The organism is Paraburkholderia graminis (assembly GCF_003330785.1).
In the GTDB taxonomy this organism is placed as follows: Bacteria; Pseudomonadota; Gammaproteobacteria; order Burkholderiales; family Burkholderiaceae; genus Paraburkholderia; species Paraburkholderia graminis.
In genome coordinates, this window is the sequence record NZ_CP024936.1 from 289,702 (window position 1) to 316,265 (window position 26,564).

Annotated in this window: 33 protein-coding genes; 24 read left to right on the top strand and 9 right to left on the bottom strand. The window is 60.7% G+C overall.

What is annotated here, in order from left to right:
• Positions 1-430 precede the first annotated feature (430 nt).
• The 8 genes from CUJ91_RS32885 to CUJ91_RS32920 all read right to left on the bottom strand — a co-directional run bounded on the left by CUJ91_RS32885 (position 431) and on the right by CUJ91_RS32920 (position 6,023).
• A complete protein-coding gene (locus CUJ91_RS32885; RefSeq protein ID WP_114158334.1) occupies positions 431-1,102 on the bottom strand; it encodes a Lar family restriction alleviation protein in 672 nt (223 codons plus the stop codon).
• Between the two features lie 62 nt (positions 1,103-1,164).
• Positions 1,165-2,109 carry a phage Gp37/Gp68 family protein gene (locus CUJ91_RS32890; RefSeq protein ID WP_114158335.1) on the bottom strand — a complete coding sequence of 315 codons (945 nt, stop codon included), beginning with the start codon at positions 2,107-2,109 and terminating at the stop codon, positions 1,165-1,167.
• Between the two features lie 12 nt (positions 2,110-2,121).
• The gene (locus tag CUJ91_RS32895) at positions 2,122-2,574 is read right to left on the bottom strand and encodes a hypothetical protein (protein ID WP_114158336.1); all 453 of its coding nucleotides are present in this window, start codon (positions 2,572-2,574) and stop codon (positions 2,122-2,124) included.
• Between the two features lie 96 nt (positions 2,575-2,670).
• Positions 2,671-3,891 carry a DUF1173 family protein gene (locus CUJ91_RS32900; RefSeq protein WP_114158337.1) on the bottom strand — a complete coding sequence of 407 codons (1,221 nt, stop codon included), beginning with the start codon at positions 3,889-3,891 and terminating at the stop codon, positions 2,671-2,673.
• A 68-nt stretch (positions 3,892-3,959) separates the two neighbouring features.
• The gene (locus tag CUJ91_RS34560; protein WP_114158338.1) at positions 3,960-4,400 is read right to left on the bottom strand and encodes a hypothetical protein; all 441 of its coding nucleotides are present in this window, start codon (positions 4,398-4,400) and stop codon (positions 3,960-3,962) included.
• Positions 4,401-4,407: 7 nt separating this feature from the next.
• Positions 4,408-5,106: a hypothetical protein gene (locus CUJ91_RS32910; RefSeq protein ID WP_153067661.1), complete on the bottom strand. Its 699-nt coding sequence runs from the start codon at positions 5,104-5,106 to the stop codon at positions 4,408-4,410.
• 51 nt (positions 5,107-5,157) lie between these two features.
• Complete coding sequence (locus CUJ91_RS32915) at positions 5,158-5,355, bottom strand: hypothetical protein (RefSeq protein ID WP_114158340.1); 198 nt, start codon at positions 5,353-5,355, stop codon at positions 5,158-5,160.
• 143 nt (positions 5,356-5,498) lie between these two features.
• Positions 5,499-6,023, bottom strand: a complete 525-nt coding sequence (locus CUJ91_RS32920) for a hypothetical protein (protein ID WP_114158341.1) — start codon at positions 6,021-6,023, stop codon at positions 5,499-5,501.
• Positions 6,024-6,555: 532 nt separating this feature from the next.
• On the opposite strand from CUJ91_RS32920, the gene CUJ91_RS32925 reads away from it, so the two are divergent.
• The 23 genes from CUJ91_RS32925 to CUJ91_RS33035 all read left to right on the top strand — a co-directional run bounded on the left by CUJ91_RS32925 (position 6,556) and on the right by CUJ91_RS33035 (position 24,338).
• Entirely contained in the window at positions 6,556-6,777 is a 222-nt protein-coding gene (locus CUJ91_RS32925; RefSeq protein WP_114158342.1) for a hypothetical protein, read from the top strand.
• A gap of 59 nt (positions 6,778-6,836) precedes the next feature.
• A complete protein-coding gene (locus tag CUJ91_RS32930) occupies positions 6,837-7,226 on the top strand; it encodes a hypothetical protein (protein WP_153067662.1) in 390 nt (129 codons plus the stop codon).
• Positions 7,226-8,293, top strand: a complete 1,068-nt coding sequence (locus CUJ91_RS32935) for an N-6 DNA methylase (protein ID WP_114158344.1) — start codon at positions 7,226-7,228, stop codon at positions 8,291-8,293. Before CUJ91_RS32930 ends, CUJ91_RS32935 begins: the two co-directional genes overlap by 1 nt.
• A gap of 282 nt (positions 8,294-8,575) precedes the next feature.
• A complete protein-coding gene (locus tag CUJ91_RS32940; RefSeq protein ID WP_114158345.1) occupies positions 8,576-8,893 on the top strand; it encodes a hypothetical protein in 318 nt (105 codons plus the stop codon).
• Positions 8,894-9,010: 117 nt separating this feature from the next.
• Positions 9,011-10,699, top strand: a complete 1,689-nt coding sequence (locus tag CUJ91_RS32945) for a PRTRC system ParB family protein (protein ID WP_114158346.1) — start codon at positions 9,011-9,013, stop codon at positions 10,697-10,699.
• A gap of 84 nt (positions 10,700-10,783) precedes the next feature.
• Positions 10,784-11,248, top strand: a complete 465-nt coding sequence (locus CUJ91_RS32950) for a PRTRC system protein E (RefSeq protein ID WP_114158347.1) — start codon at positions 10,784-10,786, stop codon at positions 11,246-11,248.
• Between the two features lie 8 nt (positions 11,249-11,256).
• A complete protein-coding gene (locus tag CUJ91_RS32955; protein ID WP_114158348.1) occupies positions 11,257-11,475 on the top strand; it encodes a PRTRC system protein C in 219 nt (72 codons plus the stop codon).
• A 99-nt stretch (positions 11,476-11,574) separates the two neighbouring features.
• Positions 11,575-12,717 carry a PRTRC system protein F gene (locus CUJ91_RS32960; RefSeq protein ID WP_114158349.1) on the top strand — a complete coding sequence of 381 codons (1,143 nt, stop codon included), beginning with the start codon at positions 11,575-11,577 and terminating at the stop codon, positions 12,715-12,717.
• A gap of 10 nt (positions 12,718-12,727) precedes the next feature.
• Complete coding sequence (locus tag CUJ91_RS32965) at positions 12,728-13,459, top strand: PRTRC system protein B (protein WP_114158350.1); 732 nt, start codon at positions 12,728-12,730, stop codon at positions 13,457-13,459.
• Positions 13,456-14,094 (top strand): PRTRC system protein A, encoded by a 639-nt coding sequence (locus tag CUJ91_RS32970; protein ID WP_114158351.1) that lies wholly within the window; start codon positions 13,456-13,458, stop codon positions 14,092-14,094. Before CUJ91_RS32965 ends, CUJ91_RS32970 begins: the two co-directional genes overlap by 4 nt.
• Positions 14,091-14,909 (top strand): PRTRC system ThiF family protein, encoded by an 819-nt coding sequence (locus tag CUJ91_RS32975; protein WP_114158352.1) that lies wholly within the window; start codon positions 14,091-14,093, stop codon positions 14,907-14,909. Before CUJ91_RS32970 ends, CUJ91_RS32975 begins: the two co-directional genes overlap by 4 nt.
• A 43-nt stretch (positions 14,910-14,952) precedes the next feature.
• Positions 14,953-15,315, top strand: a complete 363-nt coding sequence (locus CUJ91_RS32980) for a hypothetical protein (protein ID WP_114158514.1) — start codon at positions 14,953-14,955, stop codon at positions 15,313-15,315.
• A gap of 443 nt (positions 15,316-15,758) precedes the next feature.
• Complete coding sequence (locus CUJ91_RS32985; protein ID WP_114158353.1) at positions 15,759-16,142, top strand: hypothetical protein; 384 nt, start codon at positions 15,759-15,761, stop codon at positions 16,140-16,142.
• An 88-nt stretch (positions 16,143-16,230) separates the two neighbouring features.
• Positions 16,231-16,692 carry an outer membrane lipoprotein gene (locus CUJ91_RS32990; RefSeq protein WP_114158354.1) on the top strand — a complete coding sequence of 154 codons (462 nt, stop codon included), beginning with the start codon at positions 16,231-16,233 and terminating at the stop codon, positions 16,690-16,692.
• A 94-nt stretch (positions 16,693-16,786) separates the two neighbouring features.
• Positions 16,787-17,179, top strand: a complete 393-nt coding sequence (locus CUJ91_RS32995; protein WP_114158355.1) for a hypothetical protein — start codon at positions 16,787-16,789, stop codon at positions 17,177-17,179.
• An 8-nt stretch (positions 17,180-17,187) separates the two neighbouring features.
• A complete protein-coding gene (locus CUJ91_RS33000) occupies positions 17,188-17,661 on the top strand; it encodes a hypothetical protein (protein WP_114158356.1) in 474 nt (157 codons plus the stop codon).
• Positions 17,662-17,872: 211 nt separating this feature from the next.
• Positions 17,873-18,280, top strand: a complete 408-nt coding sequence (locus tag CUJ91_RS33005) for a hypothetical protein (protein WP_114158357.1) — start codon at positions 17,873-17,875, stop codon at positions 18,278-18,280.
• A gap of 80 nt (positions 18,281-18,360) precedes the next feature.
• Positions 18,361-19,875 (top strand): hypothetical protein, encoded by a 1,515-nt coding sequence (locus tag CUJ91_RS33010; RefSeq protein WP_114158358.1) that lies wholly within the window; start codon positions 18,361-18,363, stop codon positions 19,873-19,875.
• 11 nt (positions 19,876-19,886) lie between these two features.
• Entirely contained in the window at positions 19,887-20,351 is a 465-nt protein-coding gene (locus tag CUJ91_RS33015; RefSeq protein ID WP_114158359.1) for a hypothetical protein, read from the top strand.
• Positions 20,352-20,610: 259 nt separating this feature from the next.
• On the top strand, positions 20,611-20,850 hold the full coding sequence (locus CUJ91_RS33020; protein ID WP_114158360.1) for a DUF3717 domain-containing protein: 240 nt from the start codon (positions 20,611-20,613) through the stop codon (positions 20,848-20,850).
• Positions 20,851-20,978: 128 nt separating this feature from the next.
• Positions 20,979-22,004 carry an ATP-binding protein gene (locus tag CUJ91_RS33025; RefSeq protein ID WP_114158361.1) on the top strand — a complete coding sequence of 342 codons (1,026 nt, stop codon included), beginning with the start codon at positions 20,979-20,981 and terminating at the stop codon, positions 22,002-22,004.
• Positions 22,005-22,144: 140 nt separating this feature from the next.
• Positions 22,145-23,095 (top strand): hypothetical protein, encoded by a 951-nt coding sequence (locus CUJ91_RS33030; RefSeq protein WP_114158362.1) that lies wholly within the window; start codon positions 22,145-22,147, stop codon positions 23,093-23,095.
• A gap of 7 nt (positions 23,096-23,102) precedes the next feature.
• Positions 23,103-24,338 carry a vWA domain-containing protein gene (locus CUJ91_RS33035; protein WP_114158363.1) on the top strand — a complete coding sequence of 412 codons (1,236 nt, stop codon included), beginning with the start codon at positions 23,103-23,105 and terminating at the stop codon, positions 24,336-24,338.
• 450 nt (positions 24,339-24,788) lie between these two features.
• On the opposite strand, the gene CUJ91_RS33040 is transcribed toward CUJ91_RS33035, so the two are convergent.
• Positions 24,789-25,256, bottom strand: coding sequence for a hypothetical protein (locus CUJ91_RS33040; protein ID WP_114158515.1), 468 nt, complete (start codon positions 25,254-25,256; stop codon positions 24,789-24,791).
• A gap of 255 nt (positions 25,257-25,511) precedes the next feature.
• Here CUJ91_RS33040 and CUJ91_RS33045 point away from each other — a divergent pair, with 255 nt between their 5' ends.
• On the top strand, positions 25,512-26,561 hold the full coding sequence (locus CUJ91_RS33045) for a TadA family conjugal transfer-associated ATPase (protein ID WP_114158516.1): 1,050 nt from the start codon (positions 25,512-25,514) through the stop codon (positions 26,559-26,561).
• Positions 26,562-26,564: the final 3 nt, after the last annotated feature.

Sequence of the window (26,564 nt, forward strand, 5' to 3'; positions counted from 1 at the left end):
TTCAGATGTCCATGAAGTTGACAGCCACATCGCGCCTTTAATGGACGTACGCACTACTGGCAGCGCACGCGATAAGCGAATACATCGGGATGGTCATGGCGATCGCAGTTTTTTGTTGCCGCCGCCTGGTCTCGCCTGTTTGTTCTCCCACTGATAACGATCGCCTCGGCGATAGGCCAGGCTGTTCGTGGGGACGTTGCGAAGGTTGTGAGCACGCCAGGATCACGTTGCGTTCGAGCCCAACGTCATATTGCTGGATGCTAAAGAATGGCGCGGAGTTGCCGTAATCCGGGACACCAGGTAGCTGATCCCTACCCGGTGTGTGTTTAAAGGCCTTGGGCCAACGCCTGTTCACTGGGCGTTGGCTTTTTTTATGGCTCGCCTTGAAATAGTCGCCCTTGACCAGAACCGCGACATCCGAAGATAAGCGCTACCAGCGGTCGCGGTCCGGCATTCCGTCAACCGCAAGTGCGATCCGGTCTTCAAACAGGCAATCGTCGTGTTCCGGCGGAGTTGGGATCTTCGGGAACTGGACGTAGCGCTCGCCGTCGATATCCACCCATTTCGCGAGCTGGACAAGCTTGCGGTATCTGGCGGCGTCCTGCAGAACGGGATCTATTGGCCAGCTCTCGATCGTTGAAACGCTTGCATCGACCAGCCGTTGCGCGAGCATCGCAAAGATGGGGCCGCGTATTTCCCAATCTTCCGTGTTGCGGGCGAGCATGTCGATGACCATCTGCATGTCGCACGCGCCCAATTCCTTCTCAATCAGATCGCGCAGGTCGCCTTCCCTGACTTTCGGTCGCGCGAGGCGCCTGTTCCAGATCCGCGCTGCCTCGTCGAGGGCAGCCGCTTCGTCCGAGCCTATCGGTACCCAAGGCGTCGACATTCCGCAATCGGCGCAGTGAATGCACGCGAGCTTCTCGGTTTGGGGGGCGAATGGGGGCCGCGGTGTGACGTCTCCGATTTTTGGCGGCCCGGCCTCGCGGCCGAACTGTCCATAGTCGAAGCCGGGCTGGCCGATCTCAGCGACGACACGTTGGGAGAATCCAACGGTGCCGCGGCCACCACAGTGGTTGCAGGGATAGAGCTGTTCGTACATTTTGGGGGCGTCGGTGTTTGGTTTGAATTATCGTCGTACACCACGCGCGCGAGAAGCCGAATTTACATTTGGAAAGGACCTTTCCCTGCGACAGTGTTAATTTGAGGGAAATCGTCGTGCAGGCGGCCGTCGAGATGACGACCGGCGGCCTTTTTGCCGATCCTGTCCATCGTCTGACGAAATGCGTTCGGCCCCAATAAGTTCCAGCCATCGTTGTAGTCGAAGAACCCGCTGGCGATATTGCGCCGGTCACGATCGATCAGGTCGTTGCCCGCGCAACTATTTCCAGGTCCCCACTCGCCCCATTGTTTGAAGTGAAAGGCGACGCCGGCGTCGTCACACTGATCGCGCAGGGAGCGTGCCCAGGACGGATGCATTGGGCGGGCCCCGCGGCCGCTTTCTCCACCCACGAAAACGCCGTCGATCATCGGTGGCGCCTGCAACTGCCCAGGTTTACCCCACGGACCGATCCAGTCGTAGAGGCTTACTTCGCCGAGCAGCGGCTCCATCGATAGAAACCGGATGCTGGCAGGGGCGTCGATGAGTTTGGGAATGTCGCGATCTGCTTCGTCCTGGTTGACAATTGTCGCGCCGAGCCACACGTTCGCAGGCGTCCCATCTGGAAACATCGCTTTCAGCGTAGGCCCTGCGTTGCCGATACGCTTGGTGAGCAGTAGCCATATGAGATGGGGAGTACTCCGGATCCGTTCGGCGAAACGTTTCCGTTCTCCTTCCGGTGCGGCATTGTCAAAGGGGTCGCAAACGCTCGGGAAAACCTTCCTGTAACGGCCGGTTCTAGCGGCGTCGGCGTTCCATCGCAGCGGTTTTTTCCAGTGCGTCTCGCTGTAGGTCCGTCGCGGTGCGCTGGGGCCCCAGTTGCTTCCGCTACGCAGCCATCGGTTCATCGACTCGGCGTAGCAGTGATCGCAGCCCGGGCCTACCTTCTGGCAGCCCTCCCACGGACTCCACGTGCTGTCGGTCCATTCAATCGCGGTGCTTGTGCCCATATCCGGTTATCCTCAGGCCGTTTCGAATTCCAGACGTGAAGCTGCGAGCGTGCCACAGCGCCGGGCGCGTGCTTCGAGACCATCAAGCCATCCTAGATGCGCCTCGTCGTTCGCAGCGTCGTGAAGGGAGGGAGCGATCATATGGTCCAGTGCGCCCGCGGTGACGTTAATTCTGGCAAGCGTCCGTTCGTCAGGAACAATCCAGAAATACCAGCGCTGGACGAAATACCACCACGTCTTTGCCCGCTCAAGTTCGGCCCATGTGGCGGTGAAATCGAGCACCGATCCGACGGCGCTGAAGAAGACGCAGCGTACGCCATCCCCGTGCAGAGAGGCCACGACCACCTGTCGACCGCTGGAAATGGATTGCGGATCATGCGATGCACAGCCGAGCGCCGGAAATCGCCCGAGCCAGTCCAGGGAGCGCGACGTCGCGCGGTCCAGAAAAAACGACTTGCCTTGCATACGAACTCCGATGTTATGTCGCCCGCTCAGGGACGGGGATGAAGTGAGTGTGCTCGTCTCATTCGGAAGTCAAGTGAGCGGGGCACACGCTTGCGGCTACCGATGTTTGTTTGCGGGCGGGAGCCGGACGGCTTCGAGCACCTCACGATCGACGCTCCATTCGACGACCGGGATCTGCCGTGCCGATCGCAGAGCGCGTTTCTGTTCCTTGCGAGCTTCGTAATGCTCGACACCGTGCATCCCGTAGACCTCGACGTGAGTGTCGATGGGCGTGTCACGCAACACGAAGTCGGGCAGCATGTCGTCGCCGTCGTTCAGACGAACCGGTTTCTGAAAATCCCTGCCCTCCGCGACCAGCCGGTTGGCCATGGCAACTTCAGGCATGGAGTCGCATGGCAGGAAAGCACGGGAGCACAGCATGGCCGCAAGATCGACGAGCTTCAGGTGCCCCTTCGGTGTGCGTTCAACGAGAAGAAGGGCAATGACGCGCGCGGTTCGATCGCCGAGCGCGCGCCACGCGTGCGGATACGTCCGAGCCGCGTGATTGACCAGGGTTGTGCTGGCGTAGTACTTACGTGCGCTTTGTCTGAGGCTCAATGCGTGCCCATACTGAGTGGGCGCAATTTCGCTGATCGCGCCGATGACCAGTCCTCGCGTGGTTGTCCCGTTGTTCCCGCCAAGACGGCCAATAAAGGCGTCGAACTCAGCGTTGATCGCCGCTCGATCGGCTTCGTCAAACCGGCGCATGATGTGCAAAACGTCCTGTGCGTTGGTGCCATTGATGAGCGCGGTGCCAACCTCGGCGAGGAGCTGCGCATTGCATTGCCCCCAATGGCGGGACGTCGCGGTCCCCGTCCACTGGTTGAGGCCAGCTTCAGCCCATAGGGTCTGCAGGAACGCGAGCAGGCTGGCCGAGCGGCGGCTGGCGCGCTTAGACGGCGTCGCCGGCGAACCGCGTGACCCTGTCGTCGGTTCGCGCAGGGTAAGCGAGGCGTCGAGTTTGACATTCAGGCCGGCGGGCGTCGCGAGTATCGCTGCCTTCGCGTCCGAACCGCTGACCGGCTTGGCGACGTTGGGATCCTTGAAAAATGCGCAGCCGCGCTGGTGACGATGACCATCGTCGGGCCAACCGGCCAGATGGAGCAGAGAGCCATAGCGACGGATCACGAGCTGGAGCGGCGTGGACCGGGTCACGCATTCACACGTGGCATAGCCGGGTGTGACCTTTGCGCGTTCAAGGCGCCTCACGTACCGCGCAGGGTTTTCCTGGACGTCGGTCAGCGGAAATGTGCCGCCGTCGAAACTCACGTTGAACATAATGGACCGCCATAGAAAATGGCCGCAACGGCGGCCATGGCTTTGAAGGAATATGGGACCGGTCTACGTCACCGGTTGGAGCTGCTCTCGTCGGAGGCGCGCAGATCTTCGGAGACAAGCTCCAGCCATCTGCTCGAGCCGTCGCGCGTGCTGCCCAATGTGAACGAGTGGCGGGCTTCTTCGGGCGGCTGGTACTCGCGGCCCGTAGATCTGTCCGTCAGAAACCACTTACCGCTCCCGGGTCGCTGCACGTGGCAGCCGGGGTAGCGCTGCTCCATTGCCAACTGTTCCCTGCGTTCGCGACGCATGCGAATCTCTTCCCGAAGCGAGTGCAGTAGCCCAAGACCCAGCAGGGTTGCCGCGACAACCGCTATAGCAGCCGATGTAACAGCCGCCGGCATCCACGATGACCAGTGCAGGGCAGCCCCCATAGCGCTCAACGCGCGCCACGCGGCAGATACGAATAGGAGGCAACCGACGATTGGCACAATGCCGAATTCGATGAACATGAACGCCTCATGCTGGCTGGATATGACCGACCGTGCGGGTCGCAGGAACGAAATGCAGTGTGCCGTCGCTGGCGCAATTGACCTTGAGTCGGATGCGGCGGTGAACGGCGTTGCGAAAGACGTTCGACAGCCCGAGGTCAATGCCGCAGCTGAGGCTGCTTCCGATGACGAGCATGAATACGATCTGCGCGATATAGAGAATCTGGGTGGCCACTCGCGCGAGGTCTGCGGGTTGTAGACGGGCGATCATCGATATTGCCGCCTGGAGGCTCGCGGGCGAAATCCAGGCCGAGACCACGTACGTCCAGAAAAGCATCAGCGGCACCAATATGAGTGCGGCAAGCGTGCCGCGACCTGCGACCCCGAGGATGTTCACGAACTGGGCCGCGTAGTTTCGCGGATCACGGAGTGCGTCGAGCTTCAGCGAAATAGCGTCGATCGACGCGATCGTGCCGACCTGCGCACCGTTGACATAAACATCAAGAAACGCGTCGGCGTCTGTCGCGTTAAGGCGCGCGACGAGCTTACGAACCGCGTGGCGCCGCGACATCTCAGCGAAGATGCCGGCGAGGACGGCAACAACAGCGGGTTCAATGACTCCATCTGCGCTGCAGATCGGGACAAGAAAGGCAAAAACGAATGCTGAAACGGTCGCGGCGAATGCGGCGCTGCCGACTGGGTTCACAGGGTAGTTAGCGTTTGACATAGGGTATCCAGTGGTCTGTGTCTGATTGGGCGTCAGTAAGGAACCGCACGCTCACACGATGACTTCAACGTCAGCGTCCGGCCCGCGCCAGAACGTGCCGTTGAGATCGTCCAGCACGACCACCATCCGGGTGATCGGGTCATGCCCGGTGACAAAGCCTTCCCGGAGCCGCGCGTTCCCAGCCGGGTAACGCACGCGTCGCTTCGAGAGCCACGTGATCACCTTCGACTTGAATAAGGCCTGCTGCATTAGGTCGGGGCTTCGCAATCACTTCGGCGTGCGAGGGTGCAGGTCATTGTCCCGCCGCATGACGCGCGGCGGAGAGCAAAAGACGCCACCTTCTCCGTTGCTTTCCGACTCCGGCCGAGGAAGCCTGCCGCATACCCCGGTTCTCATTCCGTCGTGCGCAGCGGATGCAGCGTCAGTTTGTACTGGTCCCGCAGAGCAATGGTGATGGAGTCTCCGGTCGTGACCTTCACCGTTTTACTGTCGCTCCAGCCGTGCCAAAGGGGGCGCTGTGTAGCGAAGCCGACGTGCTGAATCGTCTGCATGCCATCCAGCGTCTCGCGGTTCACCCATGCGGTCAGCGACACTGTCTCGGGCGTTGCATCGTCCAGAGCAAGCTGTAGCGTGTTTCCGATATCGACCGTGTCGAGGTCGCACTTTGGCTCGTTAGTGACGAGAGACGAGTCTGGGCGGCAGGACGCGACGTAACTCACACGCACATAGCTGGTCATCATCTGGACGGGATTGTGTCGCGACAGCGTTGTACGGCCCGTTTCTACTACCTGGCCGGTCGCGTCAGCCAGCCGGTACTCGAGCGTGTAGGAGGCCGGCGGCGCGTCGCCGGCGACGGCCGCGCTCGCGCCAGAAAAGAGGGCAGCAGTCATCGAACAGGCGAGGAATGTCTTGAGCATCTGGGGTTCTCCGATAAGTGGGCATCTGGGCAATGGCACCCACACCGATTCTGTGGCGGTCTCAGGGAAGTCAAGCGCCTGAAAGGGATAGGGATTCGCGCGTCTTTGCGGCGCATCGCCAACGCTTGCCGGTTTCCGTCCCCGGCTGAAAGCTATATGGTTTTCTGGAGCTTTTGCAGTTAAGACCGTGAGCCGGCTCACGGGGGCATCGCTCCTGCCCGCGTTAGACGTGGACTGTTCGCATTGCCCGATGGGCGGGACGAGACGGGGTCGCAGGGCCATGTAATCCACAGGGTTATCAAACGAATCTGTGGATATCTTCGCTCTGATCCGTGCGCGAGTGCCGGCGAAAGCCACCCCAAAGTCGTGTTCATTCAAGCCGTGCATGGCAGGCTCGCACCGATACCATCGTTGAATCTCTCGCGTCCCTGACGCATCGACCACCCGCCTGCGACAAGCCGGCGGTCTTCATTTACCCCGACGGGCACCACACCCGTTGCGGGCGTGCTCCCGTCCAATCGTTGGAGCCCGCATGAATCGTCAACGCATCTTCTCTTTTGGACTCATGGTCTGGCAGACGCACGGTCTTTCTCATGACCAGCTGCTGCGGATCGTTAGCGCGAAAAAGCGTTACTCGCCACAGTTCCGCGCGGCAGCGCTACGCCATCTGATCGCCGCGGCTCCGGTGTCGATCACCGGGGGCCGTCCATTCGCGGAGCGGCGCCGGCGCGTTCGTGCCTACTACCGCATCTAGCCAGCAACATTCACTCACCCAACGGGGCCGCCCCGTTGGGGATGCGCCCCGGATCCCCATTGGAGTCCGGTATGTTCAATCACTTTATACAAACCTTCATTGATGCCCAAACCGCGGCGTGGCGTCATTACACTGCGATTGCCGCGACAGAAAAGCGCCTGTTTGGCGAAAGCCACGACCCCGCCGTGCGCGTGCCGACTACCGCACAGGTCGTCGACGAGCTACGGCGTACGTACGAGACGCTGGCCACGCGCATTATCTGGAAAGCGCGCGAGCAGTTTGCCCGCGACGGGAAGCGACCATTAGTCCATCGCGCCGCGATATTCAAGGCGGCCGGTTTCGATGTCGAGCGTTCGCTCGCGCTAGGCGAAGTTCCTGACTTCGACCTTCTGTGGACGGTGCTCGAATCGCAGTTGGGCAATATCGGCGCCCCGGCAGGGGAACGCTAATGGGACGCCAGCAGAGGAAGGAGCGTGCCGCGAGCAGTGGCGATCCGCACAAGGCTGCGATTATCAAGCTGATGCGTGAGTTCACGCATTCGCACGACCCGTACACGGTGTTTGCGGATTTCGTTGAAGTAAGCGCGATCGCCATTAGCAGCAAGGTCGACCAGTCGCAGTTCGAAGCACGCGAGAAGCGTTACCTCGAAATTGTCGGCAAATACAAACGGGAGGAAGTTAACCGGTTTGCCGCGATGTTTGCGGAACTGCAGATGTGCTACCGCACGCGCATCAATGCGATCGGCGATCCGGGCTCCGGTCACGAGCCTGCCGGTGGGCTTGGAGACGTGCTCGGCGAGATTTTCATGGCGCTGGAACTGGGGAACGCTCGCGCAGGGCAGTTTTTCACGCCTTATAGTGTGTCGCTGCTGATGGCCATGATGACTGTAGGCGACGGCACGTCGATTCGCGAGCAGGGCTTCGTTACCTTGCAGGAGCCAGCCTGCGGATCGGCTGGCATGGTGGTGGCGACGGCACAGGCGATGCATCAGGCAGGCCTGAACTACCCCGAGACCCTCCATGCGACCTGTGTTGACATTGACCCGCGGTGCGTGCACATGGCGTATGTGCAACTGTCGTTGATGGGCATTCCTGCGGTGGTCGTGCACGGTAATGCGCTGTCGCTCGACGTCTGGTCGGTGTGGTACACGCCAGCCCACGTTCTCGTAGGCTGGAACAGGAAGCTCAGGCATAGAAGGCAGCAGTTGCAGCTTGAGCCCGAAGTGTCCCCCGCAGAGGAGGCGGGGATGCCGCAATCCAGTCTCGAGTCACCGGAGGCAGTGAGGACCCATGACGTCGAAAAAGACTCAGGCTCTTGCCAGCGGCACGGTGGCGATACCGCTGTCTGTGAAGCAACCGAAGTCGCAGTCACGGTAGAGGAGGGAAGCGGAGGTTGCGCCCCGCTGACCGTGGCGTCGTCGCTCGCAGACCTCTTCGAGCAGGTGACACAGGAGCCACAGTCACGGCGCACTGAGCAAACGATCTTCGATCGCATCGGCCAGATGACGTTGTTTTGATGCAGCACTATTCCTTCGCGGCGATTCGGGTGGCAACACCCGGTGAAACCACGCATGTAGAAAGCCCGGTCTTGCGACCGGGTTTTTTTTCGTCCGCTGAAGGCAAAAGGCGATACGATTTCTGCACCTTTTCACTGCGGCGACGCGCGTCACTGGCGGTATTGTTCAAATACTTACCGCGTCTCTGACGCATCGACCTTGCCGGCTCCATCCGGCTTTTCATCTTTGACCCCATCGGGAACCACTCCCGAACGGGGCAGGTTCCCTCTCCGGAGAACCTGCATGTCAAACAGCTATCTTGATATCCGCGTCGCGTTCGCGCTCGCGAAGATCACTAACATCGCCTTCCCCGAAGACGACGGTTTTATTGTTCCGATGACCGCCGCTTTCGAGCTCGGTCTGCGAGACGCGGCCGATGCACGGGACGGCGAACTGAACGTGCCAATATTCTTCGTCGATGAGCCAAATCTGGCTGAGTCGTGGATACTTGGTACAGAGACGCACAAAGCAGAAGACGAGGCAGAAGACGAGACGTCAGGCATGTGCTCATTCTGCTTCAAGGGTCACCCAATCTGGGATTGCCCGCACCTCGAGCATTGAGGATTCACTTTACGCGTCGCTGACGCATTGAACGGCCGTAATCACGGCGCCCCATCTTTTGACCCCATCGGGAACCACTCCCGACAGGGGGCAGGTTCCCTCTCTGGAGAACCTGCAATGCAACAACAACTTACTGCTCCCCTCAAGCGCATCAGAATCGGTCGGAACCCTCGCACGTATTTCGATCCGAAGGCGCTTGCGGAACTGACCGAGTCGATCCGTCAGCACGGCGTGGACACACCGATCATCGTGCGTCCGGTCGTTGACGACGATTTCGACTACGAAGTCATCGCCGGTGGCCGCCGTTACCGCGGCGCAATGGAAGCCCACGGTGAAGACTTTCCGATGCCCATCGTTGTAAAGGACGTCGATGAAGTCGAAGCGCGGCGCATCGCGCTCATGGAGAACATCCAGCGCGAAGACCTTTCTCCCGCCGAAGAAGCTCGCGACGCTGCCGAGCTACTCGGGCTGCAGGGCGGCGATCGCGACGTGACGGCCAAGATTCTTGGCTGGTCACGCTCGACGCTCGATAGCCGCCTCGCGCTGCTCAACTGTTCGAATGCGGTGCTAGATGCACTGAGCGAGCGGAAGATCAACATCGCTCACGCCGAGCTGCTGGCGGCGCTCTCGAAAGAGAATCAGGACAAGGTCCTGCCTGTGGTCGTCGCCGAAAAGCGCACGGTCGCTGACGTGCGCAAGCTGGTGGAATCGGCATCCTGCGCGTTGGCGTCGGCCATCTTCGACAAAGCGGATTGCGCGGGTTGCCCGCACAACTCGTCGACGCAAGCGCAGATGTTCGGCGAAGCGATCGGTACTGGCAATTGCACGAACCGTGGCTGCTTCAACGATAAGACCGAGAAGCAGCTTGACGCAACGGCCGCGGGTTTGCGCGATGAGTTCCAGACCGTGCGCATCGTGCGGGCTGGCGACAACCACACGCGTGTGCAACTGGCGGTGGACGGGCCCAAAGGAGTCGGGCTCGAACAGGCGAAAGCCTGTCATGCGTGCTCGAACTACGGCGCGGCTGTCAGCGGCTTGCCAGAATCCCTTGGCAAGGCCTATCGCGGTCAATGCTTCGACACCGTCTGCAACATGAAGAAGGTGGCGGCCCGCATCCAGTCGGAAAAGGCAGCAGCACAGCCCGCGCAGGCTGAAGGTGCGAAATCCGCACCGGCGGCAAAGAGCGCGAGCGGCGCTGCCAGCAAGTCTTCTGGAACGCCAGGGTCGACGAACCCGTCGGTCACGGTGATTGCCGAGTCCGAGAAGGTCAAGGCGTATCGCGTGAAGCTCTGGCGCAAGGCACTACGCCTGGACATCGGCATGGATCACGATCTGGCTCGCCAGTATCTGATCGCAGTCGTGCTGAGCGGCAACGCCCGGCACATCGAGGACGGGGCGTTTCGCAAGTTCTTCGAGCGCATGGTCGGTGGCGACGTCGAGTTGCCGATGGCGGATCTTCCGAAGTCGGTCAGCGCTGTTCAGGCGACCAGCGAGAAGGTTCAGGCGGACCTCATGATCGCCATGCTGTTTGCGGCGATCGAGGGGCTGGAAGTCACGCGGCTCACACAGTTGTGCAAGTCGCACAAGCTGGACCTGAAGAAGCACTGGAAGCTCGACAAGGAGTTTCTGGAGCTGATCACGAAGTCCGAAATGCTGGTGCTGGCTGACGAGATCGGCATTCGCGCAGCGCTTGGAGACAACTTCAAAAAGGTTTTCGCGAAATCGAAACCGGAACTCATCGAGGCACTGCTCAAGGTCGAAGGTTTCGACTACGAAGGCAAGATGCCGAAGGTGCTGACGTTCTGATAGCAGGGGGACACGTTCTGTGTCCCTTTCCCTCTGTCTGTATACGCCGCCATCGCGCGGCGTTTCTCTTTTCTGGAGTCAATCATGTTTCAGCAACTGGAAGCGCTTGTGCGCTCCGCCGGCAAGGTCGTCCTGACATTGCAGGCAGCCGGTGATCAACTGGCGGTGTTCGTCGTCCCGCAAGGTGCGACGGACCCGGCGCTGCGTCAACCTCTCGTGCTCACGGCCACCGCGGCGGAGCTCGATGAGGGTTTCGCGGCCGCGCTGTTGACTTACACAGGTTCGCACAAGTCGCTCGAGGAGCAGGTCGCCGCGACAACGGCGATCCTTGAGGAAGCGAAGAAATCGCAGGTCGGCAAGGCGCAGAAGGCGTTGCACGGCGGTTCGAAGAAGGCGCTTCCCGCGCCGGCATCGGGCAGCGCTGCGGACAACGACGAGAGCGACGAGGACGACGATGCGCAAGCGTCGGATTCGGCATCCGCTGTCGCGTCGCCCGAGCCCGCATCCGTCGAGCCGAAAGGCACGGATCTTCTTTCTCTTCTCGGCTGAGGTCGGACATGTCCATTTCTATCGCAACGCTTATCCGCGAGTTCATTTACAACGGAGTGAATCTCATCGACCCCGGCGCGGCATTTTCGCCGGTGGAGGTCCGAGATCTGTATTCGGCGCAGTACCCGGAGTTGACGACGGCTGTCATCGACGGACCCGAATACAGCGGGGAGGTTGCCCGCTACAAGTTCGTTCGTGCCGCCGGCGCCAAGGGCGCTCATGCGTAAGCGCGACCTGATGAGAGCACTGGCCGAAGAGTCCAGTGCCCAATCCACACAGAAGCCGCCCGAAAGGGCGGTTTTTTTTCAGAATGAGGAAATGAAATCATGCTGTTCGATTCTCGAACGTATGGTGACGGATTCGCTGAATACTCCCCGGCTACCCGGGAATCGCGCAGCAATCCCGTTACCCGACGCAAACCTTCCCATGATTTTCTGACGCTACCCCGGGTCGGACCTTCGGTACTGGCACAGGGACAAGTCAGCTTCCAGACCGAACGCGCGTTGTGTGAACTGGCGACCCTGCAGTTTTCCACCGGGGTTCTCAGTGCGCGGGACGTTCGGTCCTACGGCAGTGCTCCTCAAGCGATGGCTCAGGCTTTTACCGCGTGGCTCAGGCGCCAGCAGAAGCAGTGGCGGGCGTTGAACTTCCAGTTCCTGCTTTATGGACGCGAAGCGGTGACGGAGATCATCGAATATCAGGAGCACCGGGACGATTTCGAGCCAGATGCACCGCTCTATCTCACGGTGGAGTTTCCTGATGACTTTGTCTACTCCATCGGCGGTCACGCTGACGAGTTTCGCATGGCAGATTCACGCCTGCTCCCGACAGCCTTAAGCCTCATAGCCAAGGCGTCGGGTCGAACCCTCAACGTGCGCTTGCCGCATGAGTTTCTTGAGGATTTCGCCTGCTGGTACTGGGACGGCGATGCAACGGTCACCGACACCGATGTGGTGAAGGAATTACGCAGGTCGTATGGGCGTAAGAAAACCGACTACGAGCGCTACCTCCCCTCGGTGGCCTCGGATCAGCTGTGTCCGCATGAAATGGACATTTATCGGATCCGGCAGAAGGAGCGCTCGTCCCGCCCGCAACCGAGGCTATCGATCGCGGCGCTGCGGCGTTTGCATCGAACGACGGCCGGTCGGGCTTCCCGACTTGCCCAGGAACTGGCGGAACTGTCGCGACTGCTCTGTGACCGCGACCCGAAGCCGGCTTTCGATTTCGCTTTCATGCCGGAATGTGTGTATGCCGCTTGCACGCTGATCGCGCATGACACCGACTACATCGGCCAGCTACTCGACGACCGGTACAACTTCGCTGCGCAAGGTTCTGGCACGACGTACTTCGGCTTTATCCCCTTCGCAACTGAGCCCGAAGCAATCCGCACGCAGTACGCGCGTTGGACGAAGGGCATCCGTCTTCTTTCCCAGTTGGACCGCGTCCTCGCGATCCTGATCAAACCTTGAGGTAATCATCATGATCGGTATGAATGTGTCGTCTGGTGGCGACGCGGAGGTCCGGCTCGTCTCCGCAATTCTTCTTTACGAGCAGCACAACCGTGGCGTGCAGTACGGCACCGTCCACCCGGTAAAGCTCGAGGGCGGGAAGCAACGGCCTTCGATCGGGCCTGGCCGGCCGATCGACAGGGCGGCGCTGTACACCGCACTGAACGAGTTGGCCGCGAACACGGCTGCAAAGGCTGCGTTCCTGCCTGAGACGGTGCTGGCGCTATCACCTGAGTCGATCACGTGGTGGCACAGGCCGACCCGGAAACGGGTCTTCTTCCAGTGTCCGGAGATCAGGTCCGCCGGTGCAGTGGTTCCGCATCCGGGGCTCGTCTTTCACGCGTCGATGACGGGGTTTCGCGTCTTCGCCGTCATGGAGGACACGCGCCCCACCCCTGACACGCTGCTATACGAGCCGCCTTATTTCAACACGTGGGATTGGGGAAAGATCTGTATCGGCTCCGCAAAAGTGCCCAACCGGATCGATGTCGCTGCCATTGACGGTTGGGAAAGCGGGTTCTTTGAATCCGCGTTTACCCATCCGAATGCCGGCAAGCAACGGGTCGACTACAAGGACGGTCCTTTCGCGTTCTGGCGCGACATGCTGCGCGGCAAGTTCAGGCAGTTTCCCAGGACTTCCCTTATCCCGATGAATCTCACGCTGGCCGATCTGATCGGCGGCACCATTGGAGAACCAAAATGAATGTTCTGGATTTGACGCTGCAGCAGTCGCTGCCGAGCGTAATGGTGCCCAGGCGTGAGCCAGTGGCACCGATGTCTGCAAACGGCGAGCGCCTGCTCGTCGCGTCCAACGGTGTCTTTATCGAGATCCGCCGCGCATGGGTGTCCCTTGTGCGCAGGATCGCCACCTATGCTGTCCCAACGGCGATTCCATATGGCGAGATCAACGAGGATACGCAACTTGGATGCGGCGCGGTCCCGGCCGCACTCATCGCCCAGTTCGCAGCGATGGCGCGGGCCGCTTTTCCGAAGGAGACCGGCGCCTGGATCGTATGGAGCCCGAGGTCCCGGGACTTCAGGCTGGTCCCGCTCGTGATCCGCTCACACGACGAAGGCTCACTGGACTACGAGCCGCCGCAGCTGGAAGGTGACGAGCAGCTTGTGGTTGACTGTCATTCGCACGGCAGATTTCCTGCGTATTTTTCCGAGACGGATGACGCTGACGACCAACACGAAGTGAAATTCGCACTGGTCGTTGGAAACTGTCAGGCGTCGACGCCGAGCCTTGCGCTCCGGCTTTGCGCCAAAGGGATATTTGAGGAACTCGAGCGTGCGCCGTCGGCGTGGTACAGGGCGATAGCGATGGAGGCAGCATGAACGCACCCATGCTTCATAACGTACCCTCGCGCATGATGTCCGGTCCGTGGCGTGTGGTGGTTGTCGGTGCCGGCGGGACCGGAAGTGCGGTCCTGCCGTCGCTCGCGCGGCTACATCACGCGATGCTCGAACTCGGTCACCCGGGCGGCATTGAGTGCACCGTGTATGACGATGATCGCGTAAGCCCCACAAACGTCGGGAGACAGGGGTTCTATCCCAATGACGTCGGCGAATACAAGGCTGCGCTCATCGTCAACCGGATAAACATGCTGATGGGCACAGACTGGGAAGCGCGCACCTCGCGCGTGAACTCGGGGTCTAACCTGCATGCGGCCGATCTCGTGATTGGCTGCGTGGATACGCGCGCAGCCCGACGGGCAATCTTGCAGTCGTTGACCTACGGTCGCGGGTATTACCTCGACTGCGGAAACGACACCGACAGTGGGCAGGTGATTCTTGGACAGGCTCCCGCTGTCGGGCCTGAGCGTCTGCCCCACGTCGGAGACCTGTTCCCTGAACTTGTCGACCCGCGCGGCGACGCAACGGACGAGACGCCTTCCTGCTCGATGGCTGATGCGCTTCGCAAGCAGTCACTTGTTATCAATCAGGCGATTGCCGTTCAGGCGTTCAACCTGCTGTGGACCATGTTTCGCACCGGACGCGTTCCATTCTCGGGTGTTTTCGTGAACCTGAGCACCGGACGAACGAGTCCAATCCCGCTCGACCGGTCGGCATGGGCGCGCTTCGGATACGAGGCGCCGAAGCCGGTGGAAAAGAAGGCTCGCAGGAGCCGGAGAAAATCTGCCGCAATCTGATATGCCGCTTCCTTCGGGAAGCGGCTTTTTTTACCGGAGAATCATGAAACAAGCGATTGCTGATTGCCTGGCGCAGCACGGGTGGGCCAAGGACCGGATTGTGGATGCGTTCAGCAAGACGTTCGAGACCGTTGTCGCGCCGAAGGGGGCCAGCATCTGGTTGAGCTTCGATCGCGAGTGCGATCGTTGGTGGCTAAAGAACGGCGAATTCACCAGCGCGGGCGAGAACGTATTAGCGGGCAGCTTTGCGATATTCCCGACCGGCATGCCTCATAACGACATCGAGGCCACTGTCGCGGCGCTCGTAGCCGGCATGGAAAGCAGCATAGCTGGGGCGTATTCGGTCCGGCTGCTTGGCCAACGGGGGCTGGAGGGATCACCGAGCACATCCGGCCACCGAGGCTGAATTTGCGCTGTGTTCGCTGTACCGGTGTATGCCAGGCCAGACAACCTGTGGTTGCGTCGACGGCTGTGCTGAACTTATGACGACGAGCGCCGTTCCCTCCGGGGAACGGCGCTTTTTTTTTCGTCTGCGTATCGCCCGGATCACGCTATCCCTTCGACGTAGCCTCAGTAGACGGACGCTGCTCGCGTCGGGCTCAGCCAGCGAGTCCAAACGATGAAAGCTAGGTCCGTTTGGTGATGTTTCCACACTTTGGCGGCTCAGATGTGGCCTAGACTCATCCTATCACCCGCGCTTCTGCGCATCGAAAGAACACTCCAGCTTGCTGGGGTGCTCGAATCTTTGACCGGCTTATACCGGTCGTCCACGACGGGCAAACCCGTCTGTCAACCCTGTTGGGAGCCATCCCAACGGGACCGGCTCCCGTTTTTTTTCGGAGCTGTTCAATGTCGAATCGCAACCACGCGGCCACGGCCGTTCCGTTCCAGTTCGTTCTTATCGTTGCTGCCGTTCTCGCTCTCACGGGCTGCGCACTAGTCATTTTCGGCTGTGCGTTCGAAGCGCAGAGTCAACTCGACTTGCTGCGGGCATCCGGGCCGGCTGCTCTCGATACCTATCTGACGCATGTCGGATCGCATCAATTGTCGCTTGGTGCGCTGATGGTCGAGTCCGTTACGGGACACGGCTACGCGTACGGCGCGTATATACAAGGCGTCGGTTTCTGGTTCGTCTTCGTTCTCGCACCGCTTTCGGTCGTGCTGCTTACCGCAGCGCGCTGGTTTGCTGTTCGCGACCGGAGCACGAGCCTTCGCCCTGCTATGGCTCACTGAAGTCAACACCTTTTCTCTCACCTTTTTCTTTCCCGTCAGGGCGACCTCCCTGACGGGACGGTTGCCCCAATCTCGTTGAGGCAATCAAATGTTCAAGATCATCGTCAGTCTCGTTCTCGCGTCCATGCTGTCGGCTTGCGCCGGTATCGACTTCGGTTCGCCGAATACGTACCAGCGATATGACGTTCAGCACGCCGGCTCCCTGGAACAGGGAACGGTTCTCCGCACTCGCGCCATCACGATCGAAGCCAGCCAGGACAACTCCGGGCTGACGTCGCTCATCAGCGCGGGTGTCGGTGCTTTCCTTGGCTCACGCACGATTGGCAACGGCACCGGTCGGTACATCGCCGGCGCCTTGTCCGGAGCTGCATCCGGCTTCATCACACAGAAGGTTTCGCAGGTGCTGTCGCATCACGCAGGCCTCGAAATCATCGTGCACACGAGCACAGGGCGAGATGTGGTTGTGGCTCAACCTGACGATCAGCAGTTTGCGCCGGGCGATCACGTTCTCCTCATTTCCACCAACTCGGGTCTGCGCGTTACGCACTGATCCTGTCTCCTTACTTCTCGGGCCGGCATTCGCTGGTCTGTCTCTTCATTGCGAGGTGCCCCCAAAGGGCGCCTCGCTTTTTTTTGAGGTTCGTATGTTGAAACTTCCCAAGGTGTTTTATGCCGACCGCCGCAGCGCGGGCGCCGCAACGGACGCCGCAGTCACCGATCATGCAACGCGGATTTTGCGCAGTGTCGCACGGGATCTACGTTTGCGTGCCGGCGATCACGAGATCGTCAGTGAACCGGCGCGCCGCGGTCGCGGCTGTCGCGTCACTCTGCGCACTCCGGCTCTCATGCTGGAAGTCACAGACGCGCCGACGCGTGAGAGGGTTTCTGTATCGTTCCGCACCCGTCGCGGCCGTCTGGACTTGTCAGGTGGTGGCGATAATGCGGTGTCTCTGGAGCAGCTGTCATCCCGCGAGGGCTACGCCTCGCTGCTTGGCGGTCTTCGGCTCGCCGGCGGCCTTGACAGCGAACGCCGATAGGAGGGCATATGGAGATCATCGAGATCCGTATCGAATATCCGTCGGGAATGAGCATCACGGATCGCGCAAGTTATCTTGCCGATGCCGGGCACGTCTATCCGTCGGAACGCCTGCAGGCCGTGCTTCGCGAATTTTGCATTAGCGAAGCACCGCCGGTCGCATGGGCTGTCATTGATGGCGCGAACGTACAGTTGCAAAGCAGGATCGACGGTAGTTTTGCCATCGGCGACTCCATGGGCGACGGCAGCAACCGGAGCTTTATCGCAATCGCCATTCAACCGTTTTCAAAGCCCACGAAGGACCAACGCCAGCAGATCGGCCGCTTCTTACACACGCTTTCCGCCGCGGCTTTCCTTGGCGCAGTCGGTGTGTGGCATTCGACGTCAGTCTGGACCTTTGCTGACATCAAGCTCGAGGTAAGTCTGATTGGCGCTCTTGTGCTAACTTTCGTTCAAGGCATGATTGCCATCAAAGGAGAATAGGTATGGATATCAGTTTTCTGGTGATCGGCGTAGCAGTTGCCATGTGCGGGCTGAGTTCCCTCATGGAGCACAACGCGCGGAAGGCCAAGCGGGAACGGCATTTTCACGGGTCCTCGCGCTAGGCGCCACATAGCAATCGGGGCGGAGTTCTGCCCCGCCATCTATCAAAGGCCGCACCTTCGGGTGCGGCCTTTTTTGTTGTCCTTTTTCTATGTCCGAAACCCTTGATTTGCCGGTCGCATTAGCGGCGGCCCCCTTCGAAACGGTCGGCATGACCGTTGGTAATGTTGTAGATCAGGTTTCCCGTGTGTTGCGCCGCACAGAAATCGAACCCGAGTGGGTGACCCACGCAAACTTCATCGACGCAGATTGCCCCGACAGATTTGGCCTTGCACCATCCGCGCCGTGGCCTGTCGAGGCGTCAACCCGCCACGTGACGCTCGCGGTCAGGCGCGGCAATTCCGAAGGCTGGCTTATCCGCGTCGACGTAATTGAACTGGTCAGCGATGGTGAGTCCCACCTGTGGAAGAGCGTCCCGCTCATCTGCATCAAGTCGCTTTCGCGCTCGCAGGCGTGGTCCATAGCGGCAGTCGTTTCGCGCCTGCTCGATATCGACTGACGAAACTCTATTTTTTAACCCCGATGGGCCAACATCCCGTCGGGGACGTTGGCCCTTTTTCCTTTGCGGAGCCAACATCAATGTACACACTGTCCATTCCCAACGAGACGTTCACCGTCGCTACGCTCGCGGGCGTCATCGCCCTGTTCGCTAACGAGCGCGTGAAGGAGACGGAAACATCGTCGATTTCGTTGCTCAGCGATGGCGTTCCGGCGAGCGTCACGCGTTACAACGGCACGCTGGCGATCCGATGTGCCGGTTCGGCCGCCGAGGTCGTCAGCCGGCTATTCGACGAAGTTCACGCATTCTGGCTGTCCGCCTACGGCGAGCAGGCCCGTCCGTGGCAGATTCGCCTGACGCACTGGGATGAACTGTTCGGTCTCTTCGAGTTGGCGCGTGCACCGCACATCTTCCTGACGACCGGCCAGATTGATGCAGAGAAAGCGGCCGCGCGAGACGCGCGACAATTTGTCAATCTGTCGTCGCTTTTCCATGACGCTGCGATCGCGCGCTTTGGCTTTGGCGCGGGCGGTCCGCCCGCGGCAGGCGGGCAGGTGAACGGGCGCCATGAGGTTCATGTCGCCTATGCTCTGCTTCGCAACGAAGACGTGCCCGCGGTGGTCATGGATGATTACCGCGCGATGGAGCGCCCATTCCGCCATGACCTCGAGTGGGCCGAGTCGCTGCTCGACGTGCCCGAAATTCGGGGCCGGCTCTCGGCAAACAGAATGCAGAGCGTGAGCTCGGTCATGCGTCACGCCAAGCAATCGATTACGGCAGACAACATCGATGCCATCGTGGCTGCGACGGCCGGCATGCCGGAAACAGCGGGCTATATCGAGGTGGAGGATGCCCTGTTCGATGCGCAGATCGTGAGCGCCGCGCCGTTGCCGGCTATGTTCGACAAGCCTGTTGCTATCGGGCAGCCGCTCAACGACTTTGCGGCGCGTCTGCGACAGTTGCTGGCCGACTGGCGACGCGACAAGGCGTTGGACCGCGCCGACCTGGAACGCGCCCAAGGCCGGATGAGTGCTCGCCGGCACAAGCTCGAGTGCGAGATGGCGCTCCTGTCACATGGGCGCGAGTCGTACGAGTGGCCCAATCGAGTAGCTTCAGCGATCGAGGAACGCGATCTTTCGATGCTTCTGAATCTGCTGGATACGCCGGACGATCGCAACCGCAGCAGCAAGCAGGCCGTCGAGGAGTTCCACGGCGTAAAGCTGCGGGGCGTCAAGGCGAAAGCCCGTCGCCGTGCTGTCTTCAGTTTGTGTGGCTTTGACGATACCGCTGCGCGTGACTGGGAAAAAGCCGATGAACAGCGCAAGATGGAAAAGCGCAGGGCCGACGACGCGCAGCGCGCAAGGGACGCGGCGCAGAGCGCACGTTACAAGCGCACTGACGGCACGGTCATCGACGGGGTCACGCATGTTGACGACGCCATCGCATCGGGTTTCAGCGAGATCCGTAACTGGCGCGCCGGTGCAATTCTTCAGTACGCACTGGTGAACCCGGCGCTTAACGAAGGACGGCGTCTGCAGGCGAAGGATGGCACGCTCGCCTATGCGCGGGCGGTCCTCGAGCGCCGTGCTGCGTGAGGGTAGGGCATATGCGATTTGACCGTCAGGCTCGGCCGGAAGGTTTCTCCTGGACGAGCCGCCGTCAGGCACTGTTCCTCAGCCGTGAGCAGCGACAGCGCGAAAAGCTCGCGCAGGCATATCCATTGTTCAGCGAGCAGCTTGAGCTACCGCCCGCACGGACGCTGGACGAAGAGCAGGCGCGTCGCGAGAGATTGTTCGTGGAGGCCGAGCAGCGTATGCGGGATCTGTACGCGCAACAATGGCGGCGCACGCGTCGGGAGTACTTCGCATGCACACCGGATCAGCGGGCCCGGATCAAGGAGGAATGGGAGCGTTGGCGCGGCCCCGCGAGACCGTCCGCGTTCTCCTACGTGATCGAGAAGCACAATGGTGTCGGTGAGGAAAAATCGCGCGTATTTCGTGAGCGCGAACGAGCGTTGAATGCGCGCATCGATGCCGTGTTGTCCGCGCAGTCCTCGCTGTCGTTGTCCTGATTCGAAATTTCTCTGACTCAAACCGGCGCAATGCGCCGGTTTTTTTTCGTCCGCGGAAACCGGAGCGCACGCTGCAGCGCCTCTTAAGCGGGGCGTTTTTTCGCAGCATATGCGCCGAACGGAGATGGCCGCATGCCTACACTGTGTCTATCACCCGCGTCCTGGACGCATCGAACTGCCGGATACGCGGCAACAATTCTGCCCCGAGGGACCGCGTCCCTCCCGGGCGTCGTCGGGGCACTTCTTATTGAGGATCCCCATGAACAGCCCTGTGAGTTCCGACGCAACAGAGGTCTCGATCGCCCAGATCGAAGACGCTATCAACGTCTGGCGCAACCGCAATCCGTCGATGTTTGAGACGGACGTGCTGGTTCTTTGTGCCGAAGCACGCTGTCTTGCCAACCTTTACGGCGAGATGATCTTCCTGCCCACCGCTTCGGTTTCGCGCGGTGCGCTGACGCCGGCGCAACTGGCCGCACTGGTCGGCGCGTGGGCGTAACGCACCACTGATTTTCCCGCGTCGATCGACGCATTGAACGGCCGCGCGAGCGGCATACTCAACTTGCCCCATCGGGACCACGTCCCATGGGGCGCGGTTTCGTGGGGCTTTTCCTTTGCAGGTACCCCATGAAAGTCAATCCGTCTCAACTGGTCCAACTTCTTTGCGCCTACGTCCCGCAGCGTTTGCCTGTACTGATCACCGGGCGACCGGGCATCGGCAAGAGCGATATCGTCGATCAGGCGGCAAGGGCAACGGCTCACGATCTTCTCATCAGCCATCCGGTCGTCGAAGACCCGACGGACTCGAAGGGACTGCCGTTTCCGTCGCCTGATGGGAGCGTCGCCCGGTTCCTGCCATTCGGCGATCTGGAACGCGCGTTGAACGCGACCTCTCCACTGCTTTGGTTTCTCGACGATTTCGGACAGGCGTCGCCCGCGGTGCAAGCCGCCAAGATGCAACTGCTGCTCGCGCGGCGCATCGGCGAGCATGTGCTACCTGACTGCGTCACGTTCGTTGCGGCCACGAACCGGCGCAACGACAACGCGGCCGTGACGGGCATTCTCGATCCGGTGATCTCGCGTTTCGCGACCGTCGTGGAGCTCGAGCCGTCGATTGTTGACTGGTCCGACTGGGCAGTGGCCAACAACCTGCCGCCGGCGCTGATTGCGTTCCTGCGCCTTCGCCCGGATCTGCTCTCGGTGCAAAAGACATCGCGCGACATTGAGAACTCACCAAGTCCCCGTTCGTGGGGATTTGTCGCCAAGACAATGGGTGTGGTGCCGAAGGAGCTCGAACTGATCTCGTATGCGGGGTCGGTTGGGGAAGCGGCGGCCGCGGAACTGATGAGCTTTCTTGCCATCTACCGCGAACTGCCGTCGCCCGATGCGATCCTGCTCTCACCGGATACCGCGGAAATTCCGGAGAAGCCGGCGACGCTCTACGCAATCAGCGCGGCGCTTGCGGCCCACTCGACTGAGGGCAACTTCGATCGCGTGCTGACCTACAACGACCGGTTGATCGCCGCGGGCCACCGCGAGTTTGCAGCGTTGCTCGCGCGCGATGCGGTTCGCCGTACGCCGCAGCTTCAGAACACCCATGCGTTCATTCGCGCACAGGGTGGTCCGCTCGGCCAGATCATTCGCGGCCAGTAAGCGAACGGATCAGACGCCCCGGTCTTTCACCTTCCAGTTTCTGTCTCTTCGTTGTTCCCTGTTGCCACGTTCCGCCTCGCGCGGCACGTGGCTTTTTTCATTTCCGCTGCATCCATTCCCTACCTTTTCTGGAGTTATCCATGAACATCACTGAACTGAAATCGAAGGTCATGCTTTCCGCTGTGACGGTCTCCTGCTGGCAGGCACGGCGCTTTGACCTCAAGGCCACCGAAGCGGTGGAGACGGCGCACCAGACCAAGGGCATCGGCCGCTTTAACAAGCGCCTGCTGCCGGAACACGCGCCGAGTTATCACGAAGTCACATCGATCGGCAATCGTATCCGCGCGTACTACTACAACCACACGCTGCAGTACGACCAGCTGGGCGTGCGTTTGCTGCCGACCATGATTTACATGGACGTCGCTGACCAGTTGCGCAAGATGAAAGACGAGTTCGATCTGGCAGTGTCGGTTTTCCTGACGGACTATCTGGACCTGAAGGAAAAGGCACGAGACGAGCAGAAAGACCTGTACAACGAGGCCGACTATCCGACGCTCGCCCAGATGCATGGCAAGTTCGGTGTCAGGCTGTCGGTTCTGCCGTTTCCAGACGCCAGCCAGTTTGGCGTCGAGCTGCCGCCCGACGTCCTGACGGATTTGCGCTCGGAGATCGACCAGCACGTGCTCGCCTCGATTTCGACGGCGAATAACGATCTGGTCGGGCGCTTGTACGAGGCAGTCTCGAAGCTGGCTGACCGGTTGTATGGTGCGACCGACGTTCGTCTTGGCGTGACCAACCAGGTTCGCGAACTGTGCGATCTGTTGCCGAAGCTGAACTTCTCCAACGATCCGAAGCTGAATCACATCCTCGAGCAGGCGAAGAAGCATCTTGCCGTGCACTCCGGGGCGGATCTGAAAGAGTCGCGCGTACTGCGCTCACAGGTCGCTGCCAAGGCCTCGGAAATCGAGGGGCTGATGGCGGCGTTTATGGGCGGTGCGCCGGATCCGATGGCCGAACCGGTCGCACCGTTCGTCGCGTCCGAGCCCGTCGCAATGCCGGAGCCGACGCCGCTTCTGCGACTCGTCGCGTGAGGTGGTCATGGACCCGCGTATCTCGAAGCAACGCACGGCGCTGGTCCTCGATCAGCCATTTTTCGGGGCGCTCGCGCTCCGGCTGAAGGTGGTCGAAGATCCGTCGTGCAAGACGTTCTGGACGAACGGGGAGGTGTTGGGCTACAACCCCGCCTACCTGGCCGGCCTGAACGATCTTCAAACGCGGGGCGTGCTCGCTCACGAAGTCCTGCACGTGGCCAACGGCCATTGCTGGCGCATGGGTGACCGCGACCCCGCTCTATGGGACGAGGCCTGCGATCACGCGATCAATCCGATCGTGCTGGACGCCGGCATGCTGCTACCTGCCGGCGTGCTGGTCGACGCCCGGTTCAAGGGCATGTCGGCTGAGGAGATCTACGGCATCCTCGCGCAGGAGAAGCGACAGCGGGAGAAGCAGAAGCAGGCTGAAGGAAAGCAGGGCGGTGGCAAGGGCAGCAGTGCCAGCAATGGCCCACCACAGTCCGCTTCCGGTGCGAGCGGCGCGAACACACCGTCCACACCTTCCGCAGCCGGCTCATCGCCCGATGTCGCACCCTCCTGTGGTGAGGTCCGTCAGTACACCGCGGACGACAAGGCACAGCAGGAAGCTGACTGGAAAGTAGCCGTGCTGCAGGCGGCGAAGGCCGCAAAGATGCGCGGCGCACTGCCTGGATCGCTGGCTGGTATGGTGGCCGATGCTGTCGAGCCTGCTGTGGACTGGCGTCCGCTCCTGCACCGTTTTGCGCAGGAATCGTCGCCGACCGACTACAGCTTCGCCATGCCGCATCGGCGTTACCTGCATATGGGCCTGTATCTCCCATCGTTGAATGAACCGGCGGTAGGCGATGCAGTGTTCGTGCGTGACTCCAGCGGTTCGCTGTGGGACGAAACGCAGGCGCAGTTTGCCGCGGAAATCATCGCGGTGAACGAGGGCGTGCGGCCGCGACGGCTGATCGTGATGGATTGCGATACGCGCGTGACGCAGATGCAGGTCTTTGAGCGCGGCGACGCGGTCGATTTCGATTTGCAGCCTGTTCGGGGCGGTGGCGGGACTTCATTTGTCGAGCCGTTCGCGCGGCTGGCAGAAGAGGGCATTCACCCGGCGTTTCTTGTGTATCTCACCGATATGGATGGCCGCTTCCCAGATGAAGCGCCGTCGTACCCCGTACTTTGGGCGTCGACCACGCCGCTTAAGCGGGCGAAGAAGGCGCCGTTCGGTGAGACAGTTGAAGTGATCTGCTAGTGCGCTTGATATTCGCTCATCTCTTGACCCCAACCCGGCTCCTGCAGCCGGGTTTTTTTTCGCCTCAAGGGATCATCCGAGCCCGTTCCATAAATTACAAGGTCAGTCGCGGGGAGCGCCAGCTTGAAGGCCTTGCTGGGCAAGGGAAAGAAGGCTTTAGGCCTTCGCGAGGACCGTGAGCCGGCTCACGGTCCTTTTACACTTTCCGTAACAGATATCTATTTTAATAAGCAAAGAAAGAACATTAATTCGCACCGGGCAACTATCTGAGAGGTTTACGGACCACATGTGGACCGAAATTCTGCTAACAAACCTTTGTGAATTGCAGCGAATGGACGCGTTGGATGCGAGGATTTATGTCCGCATTTCCGAACGAGCTAGCAGAGTCAGGCGAGTATGCCGCAGGTCGTCAGCAATCGCGACTGCTGTCCTTGGGCTTAGATCCGTGACTTACTGGCGTTGCGGAGAAGCGAGCGCTCCAAACGGCTCACCCTGACGGAACCGGTCGAGACGATTGCTCGCCTCGGCCATTGCCGACATGGGTGCGCGCCGGAGCTGCTCGTCGTACATGGTCGCGATCATAGCGAACCGCATGAAGCCGTCGTCGTCGAGACACCAGACGCCTGAGCCGCGCCCTCGATCGAACGCTGCCGAGATAACTTCCTCGGCGCTTCGCATCTGTTCTACCGTTGCGTCGCCGTACCCCATATCGGCTAACAGACCAACGAGAATCATCGCCTGACACAGCGTCTGGGCGGTGTTCACATTCCCTTTTCCACGCCGCATGGCATCGAGGGCAAGGTGAATCTGAAGAGAGAGTTCATCCGCCGCCGCGCGAGGCATTGGTAGTAACAGCGTCTTGCCCCTGCGCGCATTGGTCACCTGTGGGCGTCGCGAGTAGTGAATGTTTCTGGTCATCAGGCGGATCATTAAACGGTGCGAAGTCGGATTCTCATACAGACGATTCCGTTCGCAAGGGAGTCAAAAGCTTCACGATTATGGGGGTCTTTCTGACTTAAGACCGTGAGCCGGCTCGTCCGAGCGCGGGCCGGGGCGTACGCCCCGTGGAAGTCTATGGTTGTTCAGCGACGAAAGCTCGCCGCGCGCGAAAGCTGTCTCATTTCATGCTTCTTTTCGAGCGCCGCGCGAGCAGCCAGTCTGAACAATAGCAGCATGTCTCACGATACCGAAAATCCCCTGCTCAAGGTGCGCCCGCTCGAGGAGAGCGCGGTGCGGATGTTCTTCGAGTCCGTTCTTCCGTTGCGGGAACAGTTCGAAGCGCCCGACGTTGCCGAAATCATGATCAACAATTTCGACAGCATCTGGGTAGAGCGGCGCGGGGTCATGCACCGGCTTCCCCTGGCTCTTAACCAGGCGACCCTCAATGGCGCGATCCTGTCATTAGCCGCGTCCGTCGAGAAGTCAGCGCGTGCGGGCACCTCGCAGGGCATCATCAACGCGGGTCACAAGGGCCTGCGTATCGCCGCCGTGATGAGGCCGACCGCGATCGACGGCCATGCGCTTTCGATTCGAAAGCACCGCGAGTCGAACCTCTCATTGGAGGACTACGTGGCGATGGGCGCGTTCTCCCGCGTTCATGCACGCACCAAGCGCAACGACGACGACCTCTTTCATCCCGGCATCGAAAACGAATCGCTCATGGAAGCGGTTCGCCAGCTTGTCATCCGGCGCAAGAACATTCTCGTTGCGGGCGGCACCTCGACCGGCAAGACGACGTTTCTTAATGCGCTAGGTGCGGATATACCGGACGACGAGCGCGTCATCACCATCGAAGACACCATGGAACTGAAGCTGCGCGTGCCGAACCTCGTGCGCCTGCTGTCGAATCCGGACAAAGGTGTCACGACCCAGGCACTCGTTGCGCTTTGCCTGCGGTTTCGACCCGATCGCATCGTCGTCGGCGAGGTGCGTGGCGGCGAAGCGTACGACTTCATCCAGGCGCTGAGCACCGGTCACGATGGTGGCCTCGGATCCATCCACTCGAACGACGCCCGCGGCGGCCTCAGCCGACTTGAGAGCCTGGCCATGCTGGGCATCCCGACGGGCAGTCGCTGGGAGCTCGCGGACATGCGCAAGGCTATCGCGGACTGCTTCCATTACGTCATTCATCTTCGCCGCTCAGGCGAGTTGCGCCACGTATCCGAGATCGTCGAGATCAAGGGCTTTCAGAACGGGGATTACATCCTCAATCGCGTTTTTTAACTT

What these genes read in the sequence shown, in the direction of transcription:
- CUJ91_RS32935 (WP_114158344.1), top strand. Translation starts at nt 7,226, where the DNA reads ATGGGACGCCAGCAGAGGAAGGAGCGTGCCGCGAGCAGTGGCGATCCG.
- CUJ91_RS33045 (WP_114158516.1), top strand. Translation starts at nt 25,512, where the DNA reads ATGTCTCACGATACCGAAAATCCCCTGCTCAAGGTGCGCCCGCTCGAG.
- CUJ91_RS33010 (WP_114158358.1), top strand. Translation starts at nt 18,361, where the DNA reads ATGTACACACTGTCCATTCCCAACGAGACGTTCACCGTCGCTACGCTC.
- CUJ91_RS32950 (WP_114158347.1), top strand. Translation starts at nt 10,784, where the DNA reads ATGTTTCAGCAACTGGAAGCGCTTGTGCGCTCCGCCGGCAAGGTCGTC.
- CUJ91_RS32895 (WP_114158336.1), bottom strand. Translation starts at nt 2,574, where the DNA reads ATGCAAGGCAAGTCGTTTTTTCTGGACCGCGCGACGTCGCGCTCCCTG.
- CUJ91_RS34560 (WP_114158338.1), bottom strand. Translation starts at nt 4,400, where the DNA reads ATGTTCATCGAATTCGGCATTGTGCCAATCGTCGGTTGCCTCCTATTC.
- CUJ91_RS32900 (WP_114158337.1), bottom strand. Translation starts at nt 3,891, where the DNA reads ATGTTCAACGTGAGTTTCGACGGCGGCACATTTCCGCTGACCGACGTC.
- CUJ91_RS32985 (WP_114158353.1), top strand. Translation starts at nt 15,759, where the DNA reads ATGTCGAATCGCAACCACGCGGCCACGGCCGTTCCGTTCCAGTTCGTT.
- CUJ91_RS32910 (WP_153067661.1), bottom strand. Translation starts at nt 5,106, where the DNA reads ATGTCAAACGCTAACTACCCTGTGAACCCAGTCGGCAGCGCCGCATTC.
- CUJ91_RS32915 (WP_114158340.1), bottom strand. Translation starts at nt 5,355, where the DNA reads ATGCAGCAGGCCTTATTCAAGTCGAAGGTGATCACGTGGCTCTCGAAG.
- CUJ91_RS32890 (WP_114158335.1), bottom strand. Translation starts at nt 2,109, where the DNA reads ATGGGCACAAGCACCGCGATTGAATGGACCGACAGCACGTGGAGTCCG.
- CUJ91_RS33005 (WP_114158357.1), top strand. Translation starts at nt 17,873, where the DNA reads ATGTCCGAAACCCTTGATTTGCCGGTCGCATTAGCGGCGGCCCCCTTC.
- CUJ91_RS33030 (WP_114158362.1), top strand. Translation starts at nt 22,145, where the DNA reads ATGAACATCACTGAACTGAAATCGAAGGTCATGCTTTCCGCTGTGACG.
- CUJ91_RS33035 (WP_114158363.1), top strand. Translation starts at nt 23,103, where the DNA reads ATGGACCCGCGTATCTCGAAGCAACGCACGGCGCTGGTCCTCGATCAG.
- CUJ91_RS32945 (WP_114158346.1), top strand. Translation starts at nt 9,011, where the DNA reads ATGCAACAACAACTTACTGCTCCCCTCAAGCGCATCAGAATCGGTCGG.
- CUJ91_RS32975 (WP_114158352.1), top strand. Translation starts at nt 14,091, where the DNA reads ATGAACGCACCCATGCTTCATAACGTACCCTCGCGCATGATGTCCGGT.
- CUJ91_RS32920 (WP_114158341.1), bottom strand. Translation starts at nt 6,023, where the DNA reads ATGCTCAAGACATTCCTCGCCTGTTCGATGACTGCTGCCCTCTTTTCT.
- CUJ91_RS32885 (WP_114158334.1), bottom strand. Translation starts at nt 1,102, where the DNA reads ATGTACGAACAGCTCTATCCCTGCAACCACTGTGGTGGCCGCGGCACC.
- CUJ91_RS33015 (WP_114158359.1), top strand. Translation starts at nt 19,887, where the DNA reads ATGCGATTTGACCGTCAGGCTCGGCCGGAAGGTTTCTCCTGGACGAGC.
- CUJ91_RS32970 (WP_114158351.1), top strand. Translation starts at nt 13,456, where the DNA reads ATGAATGTTCTGGATTTGACGCTGCAGCAGTCGCTGCCGAGCGTAATG.
- CUJ91_RS32995 (WP_114158355.1), top strand. Translation starts at nt 16,787, where the DNA reads ATGTTGAAACTTCCCAAGGTGTTTTATGCCGACCGCCGCAGCGCGGGC.
- CUJ91_RS32955 (WP_114158348.1), top strand. Translation starts at nt 11,257, where the DNA reads ATGTCCATTTCTATCGCAACGCTTATCCGCGAGTTCATTTACAACGGA.
- CUJ91_RS33040 (WP_114158515.1), bottom strand. Translation starts at nt 25,256, where the DNA reads ATGACCAGAAACATTCACTACTCGCGACGCCCACAGGTGACCAATGCG.
- CUJ91_RS33020 (WP_114158360.1), top strand. Translation starts at nt 20,611, where the DNA reads ATGAACAGCCCTGTGAGTTCCGACGCAACAGAGGTCTCGATCGCCCAG.
- CUJ91_RS32980 (WP_114158514.1), top strand. Translation starts at nt 14,953, where the DNA reads ATGAAACAAGCGATTGCTGATTGCCTGGCGCAGCACGGGTGGGCCAAG.
- CUJ91_RS32990 (WP_114158354.1), top strand. Translation starts at nt 16,231, where the DNA reads ATGTTCAAGATCATCGTCAGTCTCGTTCTCGCGTCCATGCTGTCGGCT.
- CUJ91_RS32940 (WP_114158345.1), top strand. Translation starts at nt 8,576, where the DNA reads ATGTCAAACAGCTATCTTGATATCCGCGTCGCGTTCGCGCTCGCGAAG.
- CUJ91_RS32925 (WP_114158342.1), top strand. Translation starts at nt 6,556, where the DNA reads ATGAATCGTCAACGCATCTTCTCTTTTGGACTCATGGTCTGGCAGACG.
- CUJ91_RS32960 (WP_114158349.1), top strand. Translation starts at nt 11,575, where the DNA reads ATGCTGTTCGATTCTCGAACGTATGGTGACGGATTCGCTGAATACTCC.
- CUJ91_RS33025 (WP_114158361.1), top strand. Translation starts at nt 20,979, where the DNA reads ATGAAAGTCAATCCGTCTCAACTGGTCCAACTTCTTTGCGCCTACGTC.
- CUJ91_RS33000 (WP_114158356.1), top strand. Translation starts at nt 17,188, where the DNA reads ATGGAGATCATCGAGATCCGTATCGAATATCCGTCGGGAATGAGCATC.
- CUJ91_RS32965 (WP_114158350.1), top strand. Translation starts at nt 12,728, where the DNA reads ATGATCGGTATGAATGTGTCGTCTGGTGGCGACGCGGAGGTCCGGCTC.